This window comes from Acinetobacter sp. ANC_7682, assembly GCF_056779795.1.
Genome location: NZ_JBWYIQ010000028.1, coordinates 26,354 through 43,658 on the forward strand (window position 1 = coordinate 26,354; position 17,305 = coordinate 43,658).

Here is a 17,305-nt window from a genome sequence, read left to right on the forward strand (position 1 = left end):
GAATGAATCGTACCGGGTTTGTCGGAGACCAACTTTCCCTGAGATAAGAAGCATCGCTTCGCAAGGAAACATCGAGCAAAACGAGGTCTACATGATTTTCATCATGCTGAGCGAATCAAACGAATTTGGAAAGAAAGTTCGGGGCGATATGGCGTTCGTAAGGTCTAGCAATAACTGCAACGAGAAGTTATGTTATTGCGCGCTGTACAAGTGTGCTAGGTTATGTGCCACCTTTTGTGTTTGAAAAAATGTTCGATGATAAGATTAACACGTTAGGTCAGGTGGCCTAACTTAAATAAAAAAGTCTCCGACAAACCCGGTACGGTTCAATGCAAAATCAACAACAACTTGAACACCCATTTCTCATACAAGTAGGGCTATTTTACAGATCGAAATGATAAATTCATAAATTGCTTTTCAAAAAAAAAGAAACTAATATGTTTCTTATATGACCTAAAAGCAATAAATGTATCTACAATGAATAAGTCTTTACTTCAGCAAATCAAAAAAAGACGAACCCAATTGGGCTTAAAGCAAGTTGATATGCAATCCCGTACAGGCATTTCAAGACAGCAATACCAAAAGCTGGAAAGTCAGGGTAACCCTCGATTAGAGACCTTAGAAATTATCGCGGCAGGATTAAATGCTCAACTGATGCTCATCCCTGATGATAAGGTTCATTTGATTAGACAATTATTGAATGATGAAATTAAAGTCACTATTGAAGATCAGGATAACTTAATGACTAACCCATGGAAGGGTCTTCTCGGAGGAGAGGAACCATGAATACTGTTGCCGTCCTGAAATTAACATTACATCACGCTGTCGTTGGATACTTGGCAGGATTTCAGAGCGGAAAAAATATTCTGGTTTTTACAGATTCTTTCCGCTTTGATCAGCAACGTCCGACCTTGAGCCTGCTGACTTCCCCCTTGTATCCTCAAGCGGATAAAATTTTAGAAAAGACCTATGTTACACATCAGCGTTTACATCCCTTGCTATCAAACTTGCTACCAGAAGGTGCATTACGCGAACTGATTGCACAAAGCCTCAAAGTACATATAGACAATGAATTTCAGTTATTGGCAGCTTTAGGTCATGATTTACCTGGAGCACTCATTGCGACTCCATTAGATCCAGAAGAAATTCCAGATGAAATAAAATTCAAATTGCAGATCTCTAATCCAGATCAGATCTTAAAGCAAGAGATCCGAACAGATAATAAGTTTTCCTTGGCCGGCGTCCAAATGAAGTTTTCCATGAAAGCCAAAGATGGGCGTTTTACACTAGCACAGGCAACGGAAACGACTCTACTCGGGGACTGGATTGTCAAAACTCCTTCTTCCAGACATGCTTTTGTTCCGCTAAATGAATATTCTATGATGACCCTTGCCAAAACGGTCGGAATAGATGTCCCTGAGATTCGCTTGGTGGATATGGCACTCTTACAAGACCTTCCACCATTAAATTTACCCCAAGAGCAATATGCTTTTGCAATCAAAAGATTTGATAGACAGAATACTGCTGATACTACAGAGCTTATTCACATCGAAGACTTTGCTCAGATCTTCGGTGCATATCCACAGCAGAAATACAGCACCACAAATTATGAGCAGATAGGAAAGATCATTTATCAATTTTCAGATAACAAAATTTTTGATATTCAGCAATTTGCCAGCCGCTTACTTGTCAACATTTTGCTCGCCAATGGAGATGCACACTTAAAAAACTGGAGTATGATTTATCAGGACAAAAGAACACCAAGATTATCTCCCGCATACGATATATTGATGACTAGTGTATATGTTGAAAATGAGCGTCATTTCGCATTGAATCTTACCAAAAATAAAGATTGGTATTTAGCTGAGATGAAACACTTTGAACAATGGGCTGAAAAAGTCGGTGTTCCATGGCGTGTTATTGAAAAACAACTTCACGCGATCATGGACAAAGCACGGTCAGTATGGCCAGTGCTATTACTAGACTTACCTATGATTTCTGTTCATAAAGAAAAATTAAGAGAACATTGGAAAAAATTGCATCCAGACTTTCAGATACTTACAGATGATTAGGGTAATCTGAAACCAAACTAAAATTTCTCAAACAAGTTCATCACGTCATTTTCCGTCAGTTTCGCTTCGCCCTCATGATCGGTACTTAGAATAGACTGTGCCAGTTCTGCTTTATTTTGCTGTAAGGCAAGAATTTTTTCTTCTATGCTTTTATTGGTAATCAGCTTATACACAAATACTGGCTTGTCCTGTCCAATCCGCCATGCACGATCTGAAGCTTGATCTTCAGCAGCAGGGTTCCACCATGGATCATAGTGAATGACCGTATCTGCGGCAGTTAGATTCAGACCGACCCCTCCTGCTTTCAGACTGATTAAAAATACTGGCACTTGTCCAGACTGAAATGCTGTAATGACTTCATCTCGCTTTTTGGTCTTTCCAGTCAGCTTCACATAGCCAATTTCTGCGTGATGGAGCTGTTGCTCAATCAGTTCCAACATTGAGGTAAACTGAGAGAAGATCAGAATTTTTCGCCCCTCCTCCACCATTGGAACGACCATATCCATCAACTGTTCAAGTTTGGCAGAGTGTGCCTGCCCGGTTTTCACTGAATCCAGCTTTAGTAAGCTAGGATGGCAGCACACCTGACGTAGCTTCAGTAAGGCATCTAAAATTTGAATTTGACTACGTTTAAAGCCTTTTTCTGCCACAATTTTCTGAATATTTTCCTGCATCGTGGCACGAACAGCCTCATATAACTTGGATTGCTGGTCATTCATATCAATATTGACTTCAATCGTAGTTTTTTCTGGCAATTCTTTGGCTACGTCAGTTTTCAAGCGACGTAAAATGAAGGGCTTAATCCGGTTGACTAGCTTTTGCCTTAACTGCTGATCACCGCGTTTTTCAATCGGATGACGGTACTTTTTATTAAAAATTTCTTGTGAATATAAAAATCCTGGCATCAGGAAATAAAATAGTGCCCACAGTTCACCCAAATGATTTTCCATCGGGGTACCTGTTAGACACAAACGATGTCGTGCTTTTAATTGGCGTACTACCTGTGCAGCTTTGGCACGCGGATTTTTGATATTCTGCGCCTCATCCAAAATGAGTTGATGATATTCATATTGCTTTAGTTGTTCTTCATCTCTCGCTAGAAGCGGATAGGTGGTTAACACAATATCATAGTGCGGAATCTGCTCAAAATTCTGATGGCGGTCGGGCCCCTGTAGCAGCAATACCTTGAGCTCAGGGGTAAATTTCTCCGCTTCTTTGAACCAGTTATGCATCAGCGATGTGGGTGCAACAATTAAGGCGGGACTGTCCTGCAAATATCCAGCCTGCTTTTCCATGAGTAAATGGGCTAAAGTTTGTGCTGTTTTCCCCAAGCCCATATCATCTGCCAGAATCCCGCCATGCTGGGTTTCCCTTAAAAACTGTAACCAGCCTAAGCCCTGCTGCTGGTATGGACGCAACTCCCCCTGAAAACCTTGTGGTGTCGGCAGTTGTTGCTGATAGCCTTGTTTGAATTTCTGTACAAATTGCTGCAGGCGATCACTGACCTGCCATGTCATCCCAAGATTATGCTGCAATTCTAATAATTGACTCGCATCATAGCGATCAATACTGCGCTCTTCTTGCTGTAAAATGCTCTGCAGATGTAACAATACCGGCTTAATATCCCTAGCGGATAGAGCCAAATCAGGTTGATCAACTGCAGTTTTCACGGTGAAAATTTGACTGTCATGCAGATGAATAAACGTCCGCGGATCAAGTAAATCAGGATTTACTCGCACCAAAGCTACGAGCGCATCAAGCAAATTATAAGAATTACCTGCACTGTCTTGAACCGTCGCCCCGATATTGAACCAGTCCTGCTGACCTTCAGATTCAGTGATAGAAATATTTAAATTTTCGACATATTGCAGGTTAAAGGGGCTGTTTTCCAAATGCTCTATCTGCCAGCCCATCAACTCAATTTGATTGATGGGCATGAGCTGTTTGATCCAGTCTCCATAGAAAGCAAAAACCATAGAATCAAGACGTTGTTTATCCAGTTTTAATTGCTGGTCATAACTAAGATCTTTCACCCACTTCAGTGATTCGACCAATAGCTGTAAACGCTGGATTGACTGTTGTTCCTGAACTAAGTCCCGAAGCTGTCGCACCATTTTGCCATGCTGTTCACCAATAAAACTGTCACCTGATGTACCTGCTTTAATTCGCCCACCTGCATAGGAGAATTCAATTTCAGCACAAACAGACTCTTCCCATTTCCAATCAAATTTATCTAAAACACCGAAGCGTAAAATTGGCTGGGGACTACCCTCAAAGACATCAATATGCTGAATAAACTCGGGTTGAGGCAGATTTTTCACATCTGAATATTGATGAGTCAGTTGCTCAAACTCTGGCAAGAGCGTAGCTGGAAGATCAGGCATCTGTAAAAAATGGTAGAGCAGATTTGCCGTATATTCACCATATAACTGGCCCACCGTGTTCTGTTGAATATCCACATAACATGGTGGCTGGCTCGCGAGAATCTGGATATGTGGGTTTGATTTTAAATCGAGTCGAATATCGCCATTGACCAATTCAATGTTTAAATGCTCCGTCTGTTTGTTGACACCTTGTTCCCAGATCAATTCGATGTGATAGCCTTGTTCTGACCATTGAAGTGCAGCATAGCTCTTTTTTTGCCAGTACACATCGCCACTTTGAATAAAAGATTTAAAGTGCTCCAATGAAATTCCGGAGATATCAAGATTGCTTTGATAAAAACGCTCGTCGCTGTTTATTTTGGCGTAATAATAAATCTGGTTAAATAATTGTCGTTTTTGTTCAGGTAAAGTCAGATGCTTTCTGGTGATATTTTCATATTGGGTATAATAACTTTCCCCCGCAATTGAGCCGTTTTTATTGCGTCTGGCCTTCTGAACATCAACTGTCAATTTCTTTAAGCTGACAGACTGATCTAGCAGGTAAATTAAATAATTGTTTGTTTTGACAGATTGCTCTGGTTCAGTCTGTTGTAAATACCGTTTAAAATCATTCAACCAGCGCTGCGCCTGATCATCCCCCCGTTGGCGTTTTGTGATTCCCTGCGGGGATTGAGAGTCAGCATAACGCTGCTGAAATTCCTGGCGATATTCCTGAAAGAATAACCGCGCTAAAGCCGCAGCATGTTTACAGTTATATCCAACCGGACAAGTGCAGTCGTCATCAATTAAACGGTCTTTTTGGGGATTATAGGTAATCGCAGTATCGTAATAATCTGTCCCTTCAATTTGGGCATACATCGTGACACCGTCTTTTTCCTCAAAGAACTCAACCGTTTCCCTATCAATGTGTTTAGCATAGCTCAGACTGCGCTGAATAGTTGCGGTACTAAAACGAGATAGAAAATTGATCAATGAGGACATAATTACCGGACACTAAAAATGTTTATACAATTATAACGGACAAAGCTCTCATTTCAGAACAGTAGCCGAACTGCTCAACCTGAGCACAGATTCGACTCACTCAATAGGAATATTGTGAGTAAAGACAATCAAATCCGAGAAGTTAAACAGATCATTGAGGTCGAAAATATCCTGATAGAAAGTTATCATTTCTTCACGACCGTTAATTTTAAACCAAATGGGGTTAAAAGTTTTAGCATTGTTTCTAAGGTTGGATTTGCATCGGATCGCTCTAGCTTCTGTAAAGTTTGAAGCGAAATTTTAGTGATCTTGGACATTTCATTTAAAGTCAGATGCAACTCTGTTCTAATGAATTTTGCAATGACATGTATCGGCCAATCGGGATTCAGTTGAATCTGTTCTAAGACATATTGTCTTTTTTTAATTTGCTCTATTTGAGAGAGTGGAATAAAACGTTTATCCATAGCAAATCTCCTTTAATTGTGCGCAAATACCTTCAATGCGATATGCACAATTTTCTAGAATTTCATCATCTATCCCGATAGATTTCATCTTGGTTAAAAGCCCTTGATACAAAGGTAACTGTTCAGAAAATAAAGATTTTATTTGTTCTATGGTTAAAGAACTGCATTCTACAATTTGATGAGCAATTGAAGCCCAGTTATTATCGTCTTTTTCCCATCGAGTAGATCTTGCGATTCCATCTGGATGTAACCACATAGGGGCAAAATCAAATAAAGGCGTTAATCGAATATCGCCATTGTTAAACCTTTGAAATGCTGTATTACGGGTATGATTATCTTTATTTCCTAAAGCGATATTGGCTAAATCTCTTTTTACATATTCAAGAATTTCTGTTTCTGGATCCGTACAGCAATTCATTATAATTTTGCAGACTTCGTTATGAGACATTTTTACTCCGAAGCCCGCTTTACCACTGAAAGAAGCTAAACTTTCTTGGGCTATTCTTTCAACACGGTTATCAACCACTTGCCGATCAAAACGTGGAATAAATAAAGTTCTTCCATGTAATTCTAGAGGTCTAAATACTCGCAATCCTAAATATGCTGCTATTTGCATATATAAGGGTTCTTGATTCAAAATTTTGTTTAGACGTTGATCTGTTCCTCGGCTAAATTTAACCAACCAGTGCTGTTTAGCCATTTCATCAGGTAAGGTATGATCAAGATAAAATAGCTCATCATGACCTTGTGTGAGTAATAGTTTTGGCCACTCGCCTTGAACACCCGATGATCCAGAGATAAATAATCCAAAAGATGATAATGACTCGAGAAACTCTTCACTACGTTCGATAATTTCCTGTATTGCAAATCCTTGTACTAACTGATCTGCATATTGAGTTAAAAGCCATTCATGAGCTTCTTTTATTCTTAAGTTACCGATAGGGTTGCTCGCTCCTACTTTAAGCAATTGCCAATCTGCTGACTCTTCTTCATACTCGGGGCGGCCAAGTTTTTTTAATAGTTCTTTTCGACCATAACCTTGAGGTAATAGATCAACTAGAAAAGCTGGCCACGTAGGCTCAATATTGCTTTCTAAATTAATCGGATAATGGTTTGAAACAGCATGACCATCTCGTAAACCCATATGTTCAATTGCATAATCCATTGAATAATATGTTCCGCAGCTAGCTTTCCAACCTTTAGCTTTTTCACCTATTACTTCAATAGTGGCACAATCGATCCATTGATTATTCAGAAATATTTGGACAGAGCAAAAATCATTCATAATTCTATTTAAATAGTAAAGTATGGGCGGTTTTGCCTATTATATACTTATTATAGTGGTAAAGTATTATTTTTATCCAAGTGAGTTTTCAAAATTATGCTTCATCCATAATCCATTCTTTAAAAAGAGCATCCTCGATTTCATAAGTACCATTTTCTGGTTTAAAAATAATTTGTTTTTTTGATAAAGAACGTAGGGCCGATTGAATACTTGATACCGCAATGTTATCTACACCAATGGAATCAGCCAGATGTTGTCTAAATTGACTACTATAAAGTTCAACTTGTGATTCCGCTATGGCTTTTAAAATTAGCTGTTCTAATAACTTAAACTCTCCCCATAATCCCGAAAAGTCACGATGCCCCATTGTATCGGCTATAAGCTGTTCCTTTGCAAAATCTATAGCCAGCATTGGGTTTAAGGCTAAACGCTCCACTAATGATCTTGCTAGTTGAGGACTTTGCTTCATATCTAAAAAAGCATGCCATAAAATTTCTTTATTCAAACTACGTCCTGTTGTTTGATTAAATACATCTGCCAGATGATCTGTAAATGCTTTTGTTAGATTTGGAAAAGGTAAATTCTGTCCATAATGAAAAAATGGAGCACTACTTACAGAAAACATTTGTCTCAGGCCTTCTCGACTTGAACCAGTAAAAATCACCTTTATTGTTTCTTTATGCATATCTAAAGCGGTACGTAAACTGGCAATCGTGGTTTTATATTTTGAACTAGCTAAAGCCTGAATCTCATCAAGTAACAGTAAAATAGGTTTCCCCTGCTGAGCCAGTTTAGTAATGCTAGACAAAATACTGGAATTCACTTGTCCTTGTAAAAGTGTCACTTCAGCTTTTACCCCTGCCACCTCTGTACTTAAAGAACCAATATTTTTAATCCAATGTGTGGCTTTCCCCATTAAGCTATTTTGTTTTGAAAACTCATCAAGAGCTTTTACAAACTGCCCTTCACTATGCAGGCCTGCATCTAAAAAACTGAAATAAAAAACGCGCCATCCAAGCTGTTCAGCTAGAGGCGTAATATCTTTTCGTAAAAATTCAGTTTTTCCCATCCGGCGTGGGGCAAAAAAAGTCAGAGAACTAGCTAGTCCAGTCTCAAACATGCCTAAAATTTGTTTCGCCAGTTCTGTACGTGGAAAGTGCCAAGGGTCATTGGAGATGGTCATCATTTTAATTACTCGGCAATGATTTATTTATTACCATAGATTGTATTAGATTCCATTAGATTGTAAATGTCTAATTAGATTTCTTTAATCTAATAGGATCTAATCAGGCCAATAAAGCACCTTCTTACAGATCAACTGGTTTATTTTATAACTCCATTATTTTGTGGCTTAATAGACATATATGGACATAAGACCCAATATCATAGATTTAAAATTTAGAAAACCTGAAGAAGTTGTTACTTTATTATGTGAGAGGCTTCGTAAAGAACGACTTTATCTGGAAATGACTCAGGCAGACGTCGCTACACGTGCTGGTATTAGTGTGAATACAGTATCTAATCTGGAAGCTTGTCGAAATGTTTCATTTGAAAATTTAATACGCGTTGCCATGGTACTAGGCCGATTAAAAGAATTAGAGGAACTCTTCAAACCTCATTTAAAGACCCAGATTGAAGAATTGCTGCCGCACTGCTGGAAACCTAAATCGAATTAAAATTGGTATGGGATTCAGCGGACGCTTACGTAGATCAACGATATCAAGCCGTGCAATAAAGAATAGACAATAAAAAAACCCCGAATCATTTCGGGGTTTTTAAAGTGACGAGATTAGATTAATACATATACTTTAACTGGTGATTATTAATTAACTCCTCCAGTGAAGTATTTACATTTTTCAGCGTTAATATGTCACTAAAAACAAAAGCATTGCCATCTGCGCCATCAATATCCACACTGATGACAGTATCACTTCCTTGTGTCGTCACTTTAATAAAATTATCCACAGATTTGTCCGGACTATAGTTATAAAGTAATTGAGTGAGATCTACTTTATCTGCCTGTGAATCCGTGTAGGTATCACCTAGCGTAAAATCTTCCCAGACATCATGTCCGTTTCCATCTGTAGTTCCGTCCCCAGTGAGATAGTATAATTGAACAGTGTCTGACCCTGCACCACCAATATATGTATCATTCCCCCAACGGCCATTCAGAATATTATTTGCATCGTTACCGATCAGAATATTATCCTGCTCATTACCATAGGCGTTAATCGCAGCCTGGCCAACAAGCTTCAACTCTTCCACAAATTCAGCTGTATAGACATAACCCTGAAGTTCTGAATCATAGCGAGTCCAAGAGAGATCATAGCTTACTGAACTTTCTACCCGGTCATACCCTCCGTTATCGACCACCGTCAGCTGACCATCGATGCTTGTAACAGCATAATCTTTTACGAAGTCATATTGAGCATCTACAATAAAAACATCATCGCCGGCAGTGCCTGCTAATACATCTTCTGTGATCTCAGGAATATCCTCATAATTGACAACAGTCGTAGTGCTATAGTTGCCCGCATAATCTTTTACAGTGAATTCAATATAATCAATAGGGCTGGCATAGCTCACACCAACACTAAATGTACCATCCAGATAACTATAACCTGCAATACTTTCAAAGCTTTGGCCATTTTTGAGGACCACTTTATATTCTAGATATGCATCCTGTTCCATCTGCCCATAAAGTGTACCAGCAGAAATCCCCAAATTTGATACGGGCTTCGGTGGGGTTACATCATTTGGCAGATCAATGGTTACAAATTCTCTACTACGTCCATTTTCATCAATAACCCTTGCCCTGATTTGTTCCCCGGTATACTGCTCTTTAAGTAAAGTAAACGTGAATTTACCATCATCATTCCATATACGCTGAGAGTTAATAAGCTGTCCATTAACAAAGAGCTCAATAGTTGCATATTTTTCCGCTTGACCAGTAAGCTCGAAGAAATAGGTACCCGTTGTAATCACAGTTAGCTCTTCTATAATCTCTGGCGGTGTTGTATCAACTGGAGCAGTAATGACCGTATGAGCACTGTAAGACCCATTATAAGTTTTAAAGTATAAGGTTTCGCCATTTAAATAAGGCCTATCTAAATAACCACTAAACTCACCTTGACTATAGGTATAATAACTACTGACAAGCTGTTGATTTTGATCAAATACATAGACCGTTGTATTTGGCTCGGCTTTTCCTGATATCTCAAAGCCATTATCCTGTATAAGAACATCTGTTAGCGCGGCAGGGGCATCCACTGCAAAATCATAATGGACAGTTTCACTCGTTACATTGTAATTTTTATCTGTAACTTCAATTATCAGATCCTCACCCAACCAGAAATGTTTACCCCACATATAAATATCAAAGTAACCTGATGCATCTACATAGATATTTTCTTCAATGACAGTTCCATCTGTTGCTAACACCCGTACTTTTACGCCCGCCTCTGACTGTGCAGAAATATAATCCTGATCAATACTTAAGATACTGACAGTCGGTGGTGTACTATCCAGCGGAGCTGATATTTCGACAAAGCTGCCCGCTTTACCTGTTGCCCAATCTGTGGCAGCCACAAAAAGTGGTTGTCCCAGCAACTGTTGCAGATTAATTGCGATTTCAAAGTATCCAGTGCTATCTGCAAAGGAGTTATACCAGTCATTATTTATCCAAGATCCTTGCTCATCCAGGACGACTATTCTCGAGCCAGGCTCTGCATAACCACTCACCACGGTACCATCAGCATTAATTTGCACCTGATCAGGGGCTGGTAAGATATCGTCATCAGCTGGAATCAGGACTTGATCTACTACCGTTCTATTTCCTGCCGGATCTTCGAGAAGAATATTCACAGTTTCACCTTGGGCATAATATGTATCGACCCAAACATTGAAATCTGAACTGTATAGGTTCCCCGCATAGATCTGACGACCTGTTTCAGTCACAAGAAGTAATTTAACATTTTCATCCACTTTACCTGACAGATTAAACCCTCCCCAATCTTCGTTGGCCTCAAAGCTGAAATTCTGGATTGGATTTGGTGCAGTCGTATCTACTGGAATCTGGTAGAAGGTTTCTGTGGTATTTCCGGCCTTATCATAGAGTACAACTTTTATACCTTGATCAAGTTTATAGGCGGGATCCACCAAATACCCACTTAAATCGAAGTTAATGGTATGATCCTCAATTGTTGTATATGACCAACCAACTTCTCTACCATCGACGTTATAAAGCTCACCATAGTAAACATCATCTGCATCCAGTTTGACTTTTAAATAACCATTATTATAAAAATCAGGAACAAACTGGATTGACTCAATTCCAAGCGCAGTCGTATCTATGGTGACTTCTTCCACATTCGTTGTAGAAACATTACCTGCAATGTCAGTGACCACTGCCTTAAACTGATATGTTCCATCTGCCAAATTCTGATCAGCTGTGGTATTTGTCCAGGTTTGCCCACCATCACTGGAAATTTGGTAAACCAGATCTGTATATGGTTCTTGTCGGGTCAGGGCCAGATTAAATTTATTATCACTACTGATCTGGTCTGAAGTACTACCTGTATATCTTAGCTGCGTAATTTCCAGTTCACCAATCTGCGGTGAGGTAGTGTCAACAGTGACGCCAAGAGGATTAATATTGGCAATATTTCCAGCCAGATCCTTTACGGTGGCACGGTACAAATATGTTCCATCTGCCAGGCTAACCTGCTCTTTCGTGGTAGATGTCCAGGACGTGCCGCCATCTACAGATATTTCATAGCTAATATCAACACCTTCATAGATTTCATTGGCAAATCCCAATTCAAAAGTATGATCTTGGGTAATATAATCTGCCCCTGATTTACCGGTATCCTCAAACTGTTTTAATCCCCAGGTTGCTGTCACCTGATTATCTACAACAACAGTTTTAACCAGTTCAGACTCATTGCCTGCCACATCAGTAATAACCGCCTTAAACTGATATGTACCATCAGCCAGGTTTTGCTGCTCTGCCACCGTTGCTTGCCAGGTTTGTCCCTGATCCTGCGAAACAAAGTAGCTGACTATTGCATCTGCTTCATGCCCAATCACATTGAGGTTGAAACTATGATCCTGCGTGATTAAATCAGATGTCGAACGGCCAGTATCAACGAAATTTTCAAAAACAAGCTGTCCAGGCGCAGGTGCAGTGGTATCAACTGTCATCTTTTGAACCGCTGTTTCTGCCGTATTACCTGCGATATCGGTGACAACCGCTTTAAAATAATATTCTCCATCGGCAAGGTCAGTTTGTTCAATCGTGGTTTCTTGCCACGAAACACCCTGGTTGGTAGAAATTAAATATTGCACCGTCGTATCAGCCTCTTGACCCGCAATATTCAAACTAAAGCTTTTATCCTGACTGATAAAATCCGTACCTGAACGGCCAGTATCCTGATAGTCATTCACCATAATCTGCCCTGGCACAGGTGGTGTATTATCAATAGTAATGGTCTGCACCTGAGTTTCTGCAATGTTACCTGCAACATCTGTGACCATGGCCTTGAATTGATAGACACCATCGGCCAAGTTACTTTGCGCAGCCGTTGTGGTTTGCCATGGGCCGCCATCTTTTGACACCAGATACTCGGTTAAATCACTAAGAAAATCGTCACCTTGCAAAGCCAGAGTAAACGTATTGGACTGGGTAATAAAATCAGAATCTGATATTCCGGTATCAGCCGCACCCAGCGGTAAGAAAATCTCAGAAATTGTGGTATCTACCGTGATAGTCTGCACTGCTGTCTCTGAACTATTCCCGGCAATATCAGTGACCACTGCCTTAAATTGATAGACACCATCGGCCAGGTTACTTTGCTGAGCATTTGTTACCGCCCAAGTGAGCCCTGCATCGCTTGACACATAGTATTGCACGGTCGTGCCAGCTTCCTGCCCAATAATACCCAGAGTAAAGTTCTTGTCCTGACTAATGTAGTCAGTCGCCGATACGCCGGTATCTTCATAATCTGACAGGATAAGGCTACCTGGTTGGGGTGCTGTTGTGTCAACAATAATCGTTTCTACATTGGTTTCTGACTGATTCCCCGCAATATCCGTAATGACTGCCTTAAACTGATATGTACCATCATTTAGATTGGTTTGTTCAGCACTGGTTACTTGCCAACTCGCGCCCTGATCTTTGGAAACCAGATATTGCACCGTAGTACCCGCTTCTTGACCATGAATACCCAGCTGGAAGCTTTTATCCTGACTAATTTGATCAGTCGTCGAGCTACCGGTATCATCGTAGTCACTAATACTGAGAGTACCAACAGCGGGTGCTGTGGTATCTACGGTCACACTTTGAATCGCAGTTTCTGATGTATTGCCAGCAACATCGGTCACCACAGCCTTGAACTGATAAACCCCGTCGTCCAGATCTGTCTGGTCGGCCGATACGCCTTGCCAGGTACCGCCATCCTTGGACATCCAGTAGCTTATCGTTGTTCCGGCTTCTGCCCCACTCACATTGAGTTTAAAGCTCTTACCCTGACTGATTTGATCAGAGCCAGAATCACCTGTATCCAGATACTCAGTAATTGCTAAACTCCCGGCAATCGGAGCTGTATTGTCGACCACGATATTTTGAATAGCCGTTTCGGTCTGGTTTCCAGCCTTATCTGTCACAACCGCTTTAAACTGATAAGAACCATCGTTCAGGTCGTTTTGTGCTGCAGAGGTTTCCTGCCATGTTCCTCCCCCATCTTTAGACACAAAATACTGGACAGTAGTCCCTGCTTCCTGACCGCCAATAGTAAAGGTAAAGCTTTTATCCTGAGTAATCTTGTCTGTAGATGAAAGACCTGTATCCTCAAAATCTGTAATATTTAACGTAGCTGCAGGAGGTACTGTGGTATCCACTGTGATGGTTTGAATTGCTGTTTCAGCTGTATTACCAGCAACATCGGTCACAACGGCTTTGAATTGATAGATACCATCCGCCAGATTGGCTTGCTCTGCTGTGGTGGTTTGCCAGGTAACACCCTGATCGGTGGAAATCAGGTATTGCACTATTGCCCCAGCTTCCTGACCCGTAATTTCCAATTTAAAACTATTGTCTTGACTGATGAAATCACTTTGAGAAGCCCCGGTATCATCATATTCAACCAGGTTCAGCTGACCTGTGTTGGCAACGGTGTCAACAGTGATCGTTTGTGCTGCTGTCTCAGCACTGTTGCCGGCAACATCAGTCACGACTGCTTTAAATTGATAGATGCCATCCGCTAGATTCGACTGCTCTGCTGTAGTCGCTTGCCAGGTCACACCCTGATCTTTTGACACCAGATACTGAACGTTACTTCCGGCTTCCTGTCCACTGAGGCTTAATTTAAAGTTCTTGTCCTGAGTGATCTTATCGCTTGCTGAACTGCCCGTATCTTCAAATTCGGTAATAGCCAGTGTGCCAGCTACAGGGGCTGTCGTATCGACTGTGATGGTTTGAATCGCTGTTTCAGCTGTATTACCAGCAACATCAGTCACAACGGCTTTAAATTGATAAATGCCATCCGCCATATTCGACTGCTCTGCTGTAGTCGCTTGCCAGGTCGCACCCTGATCTTTTGACACCAGATACTGGACAGTACTTCCGGCTTCTTGACCGGTTACACCCAGTTTAAAATTATGATCATTACTAATCTTATCCGTTGCAGAACTGCCGCTATCATTAAATTCAGTTATAGCAAGTGTTCCTACAGGAGCTGTCGTATCGACTGTGATGGTTTGAATCGCTGTTTCAGCTGTATTACCCGCAACATCGGTCACGACTGCTTTAAATTGATAGATGCCATCCGCCAGATTCGACTGCTCTGCTGTAGTCGCTTGCCAGGTCGCACCCTGATCTTTTGACACCAGATACTGAACATTACTTCCGGCTTCCTGTCCACTGAGGCTTAATTTAAAGTTTTTGTCCTGAGTGATCTTATCGCTTGCTGAACTGCCCGTATCTTCAAATTCGGTAATAGCCAGTGTGCCAGCTACAGGGGCTGTCGTATCGACTGTGATGGTTTGAATCGCTGTTTCATCTGTATTACCAGCAACATCAGTCACGACGGCTTTGAATTGATAAATGCCATCCGCCAGATTCGACTGCTCTGCTGTAGTCGCTTGCCAGGTCGCACCCTGATCGTTAGACACCAGATACTGAACAGTACTTCCGGCCTCCTGTCCGCTAAGACTTAATTTAAAGTTCTTGTCCTGACTGATCTTATCGCTTGCTGAACTGCCTGTATCATTAAAATCAGTAATAGCCAGTGTTCCAGCTACAGGGGCTGTCGTATCAATAGTCACAGTTTTCACAGCTGTTTCAGATGTGTTGCCTGCTAAATCCGTAAGTACCGCTTTATATTGATAAATACCATCTGGGAGATCCGTTTGATCTGAGATTGTCACCTCCCAAGATTCACCATCTTTAGAAATCCAGAATTCAACAGCAATATCTTCTGATACCCCATTTACGCTCAATTTAAAGCTTTTATCCTGGCTCACCCCATCACTATCTGAACTTCCTGTGTCATTAAACTCAGTCAATATAAGCGCTGGTACTGGAGGCGGGGTCGTATCAATAACAACAGTCACGATTTCAGTTTCTGACTGATTCCCTGCCTGATCTTTAACAATCGCTTTATATTGATAACTGCCATCAAGCAGTTCCTGCTGATCTAATGTGGTTTCTTGCCAGGTTTCACCTTGATCTTTTGATACCCAGTAAGAAATTAAAGCATTGGGTTCCTGTCCATTCAGTACCAATTTAAAACTGGTATCCTGGGTGATTTTATCGGTATTGGAACGCCCCGTATCAAGAAAATCTTCTACATTAAGAGCGCCTGGCTCGGGTGGTTCACGATCAATAGGCGCGGAACCCGATGCCCCACCACCACTTGCTGCCGCAGCAATCCCCCCAATCGCAGCCAATCCTAAGCCAATTTTTAAAGCAGTGGCTGAAATCGCAGCACTACTGGCAGCTCCTGATGTACCAACGACAGTTGTCGTTGGATTATAGTTAATGACTAATTCACCACCTGCCCCCTGAGTGGCTTCTGCCATCCATAAATTACTGCCATCACCCAGTACAATTTGTGGATCAGTCAAAATATTATAGTTCTCTACCATAATCTGGCTGCCATCTTTAAGGCGAATGACCAGATTATTTCCCTCTTGGCTAATACTTTGAATCTGATCTGGAGTAACTCCAACTTTTAATAACTCACCCTGTTGTAAACTAATCTGGTTGGTCCCTGTCTGGATATCTGAAATAGCTTTTTCTTCAAATCCACCATTTGGTTTTTTTACTAAGATTGAAATATTACTCATTGTTTACCCCATTATTATTGATTAGTGCCCATTTATTCTGGATTAATTTAAATACAGTTATTTTAAACAGAGTCTTATCAGAGTCTTTTGTTTATGTAAATACATAAAAATTAAGTATAATTTAATAATTACTGGAAAAATTAAATATCAGCATGCAGAGAAAAAATAGCGAAATAAATACCACCCTTTAAATTACTATAAGATTTCATACTATATTTAAAAAAATATGAGAAAAGAATCACACTAATAGAAAACTATAATTTCTATTTAAAATAATGATAGGATCAAAAACGAGTGATTATTCCAATATAAAAAAGGAAAAAATTTATATATTATTTTTTTAATTAAAAAAAACTAAACTCTATATTTATAAATCTTACCCTATTGAAATTCTATTCAACCCTGAGTTTCGATTCAAACCAGGAATAACAATCTTGGACAACTTTCATATTCTTTTGCATATTTAGTCAATGCTTTTTCTGCATCATGTTGCATACTAACCACGTATCTCCAAAACATATCTGACCAAACAAAAAAAAACGGGTGGTGTTTCAAAAAGTATGCTGGCGTTAAACAAATCCGTTATTAAGGTAAAAGAAAGTCAAATCAAAGGCTTTAAAATGATTTTCGAGCTTTTTAGAAAAGTTGCAACTTCTCCTAAATCCACGCCTGATTCGATGACGAATTCTACAATTGTTACCTTCAATACCGACGGTAAAAAACTTACCGATCACTTGCTTGCAACATTGAAATGCTGTGATAAAACTATCCCAA

The 17,305-nt window shown here is 40.3% G+C and carries 9 protein-coding genes and 1 pseudogene; 4 read left to right on the forward strand and 6 right to left on the reverse strand.

The window, feature by feature from the left end:
• Positions 1 to 66: 66 nt before the first annotated feature.
• The 3 genes and pseudogenes from AC1M9D_RS11015 to AC1M9D_RS11025 all read left to right on the forward strand — a co-directional run.
• Positions 67 to 209 (forward strand): annotated as a pseudogene (locus AC1M9D_RS11015) (IS3 family transposase); the annotation flags it as partial.
• A 268-nt stretch (positions 210 to 477) separates the two neighbouring features.
• Positions 478 to 786, forward strand: a complete 309-nt coding sequence (locus tag AC1M9D_RS11020) for a helix-turn-helix transcriptional regulator (RefSeq protein ID WP_017397672.1) — start codon at positions 478 to 480, stop codon at positions 784 to 786.
• Positions 783 to 2,072: a type II toxin-antitoxin system HipA family toxin gene (locus AC1M9D_RS11025; RefSeq protein ID WP_472586698.1), complete on the forward strand. Its 1,290-nt coding sequence runs from the start codon at positions 783 to 785 to the stop codon at positions 2,070 to 2,072. Before AC1M9D_RS11020 ends, AC1M9D_RS11025 begins: the two co-directional genes overlap by 4 nt.
• A gap of 17 nt (positions 2,073 to 2,089) precedes the next feature.
• Here the strand turns inward: AC1M9D_RS11025 and AC1M9D_RS11030 are convergent, their stop codons facing one another.
• The 4 genes from AC1M9D_RS11030 to AC1M9D_RS11045 form a co-directional block, all read right to left on the reverse strand.
• Positions 2,090 to 5,437 (reverse strand): DEAD/DEAH box helicase, encoded by a 3,348-nt coding sequence (locus tag AC1M9D_RS11030; RefSeq protein WP_481612174.1) that lies wholly within the window; start codon positions 5,435 to 5,437, stop codon positions 2,090 to 2,092.
• Between the two features lie 185 nt (positions 5,438 to 5,622).
• Complete coding sequence (locus tag AC1M9D_RS11035) at positions 5,623 to 5,901, reverse strand: helix-turn-helix domain-containing protein (protein WP_174659107.1); 279 nt, start codon at positions 5,899 to 5,901, stop codon at positions 5,623 to 5,625.
• A complete protein-coding gene (locus AC1M9D_RS11040; RefSeq protein ID WP_174659106.1) occupies positions 5,894 to 7,186 on the reverse strand; it encodes a type II toxin-antitoxin system HipA family toxin in 1,293 nt (430 codons plus the stop codon). The genes AC1M9D_RS11035 and AC1M9D_RS11040 overlap by 8 nt, the downstream gene beginning before the upstream one ends.
• A 94-nt stretch (positions 7,187 to 7,280) precedes the next feature.
• Complete coding sequence (locus AC1M9D_RS11045; RefSeq protein WP_174659105.1) at positions 7,281 to 8,372, reverse strand: ATP-binding protein; 1,092 nt, start codon at positions 8,370 to 8,372, stop codon at positions 7,281 to 7,283.
• A 199-nt stretch (positions 8,373 to 8,571) separates the two neighbouring features.
• Between AC1M9D_RS11045 and AC1M9D_RS11050 the strand changes: the two genes are divergently transcribed.
• On the forward strand, positions 8,572 to 8,862 hold the full coding sequence (locus AC1M9D_RS11050) for a helix-turn-helix domain-containing protein (protein ID WP_481612179.1): 291 nt from the start codon (positions 8,572 to 8,574) through the stop codon (positions 8,860 to 8,862).
• Positions 8,863 to 8,980: 118 nt separating this feature from the next.
• Here the strand turns inward: AC1M9D_RS11050 and AC1M9D_RS11055 are convergent, their stop codons facing one another.
• Positions 8,981 to 16,531, reverse strand: a complete 7,551-nt coding sequence (locus AC1M9D_RS11055; protein ID WP_481612175.1) for an Ig-like domain-containing protein — start codon at positions 16,529 to 16,531, stop codon at positions 8,981 to 8,983.
• A gap of 569 nt (positions 16,532 to 17,100) precedes the next feature.
• The coding region (locus tag AC1M9D_RS11060) for an IS1 family transposase (protein WP_481612176.1) at positions 17,101 to 17,305 on the reverse strand (205 nt) is incomplete at its 5' end.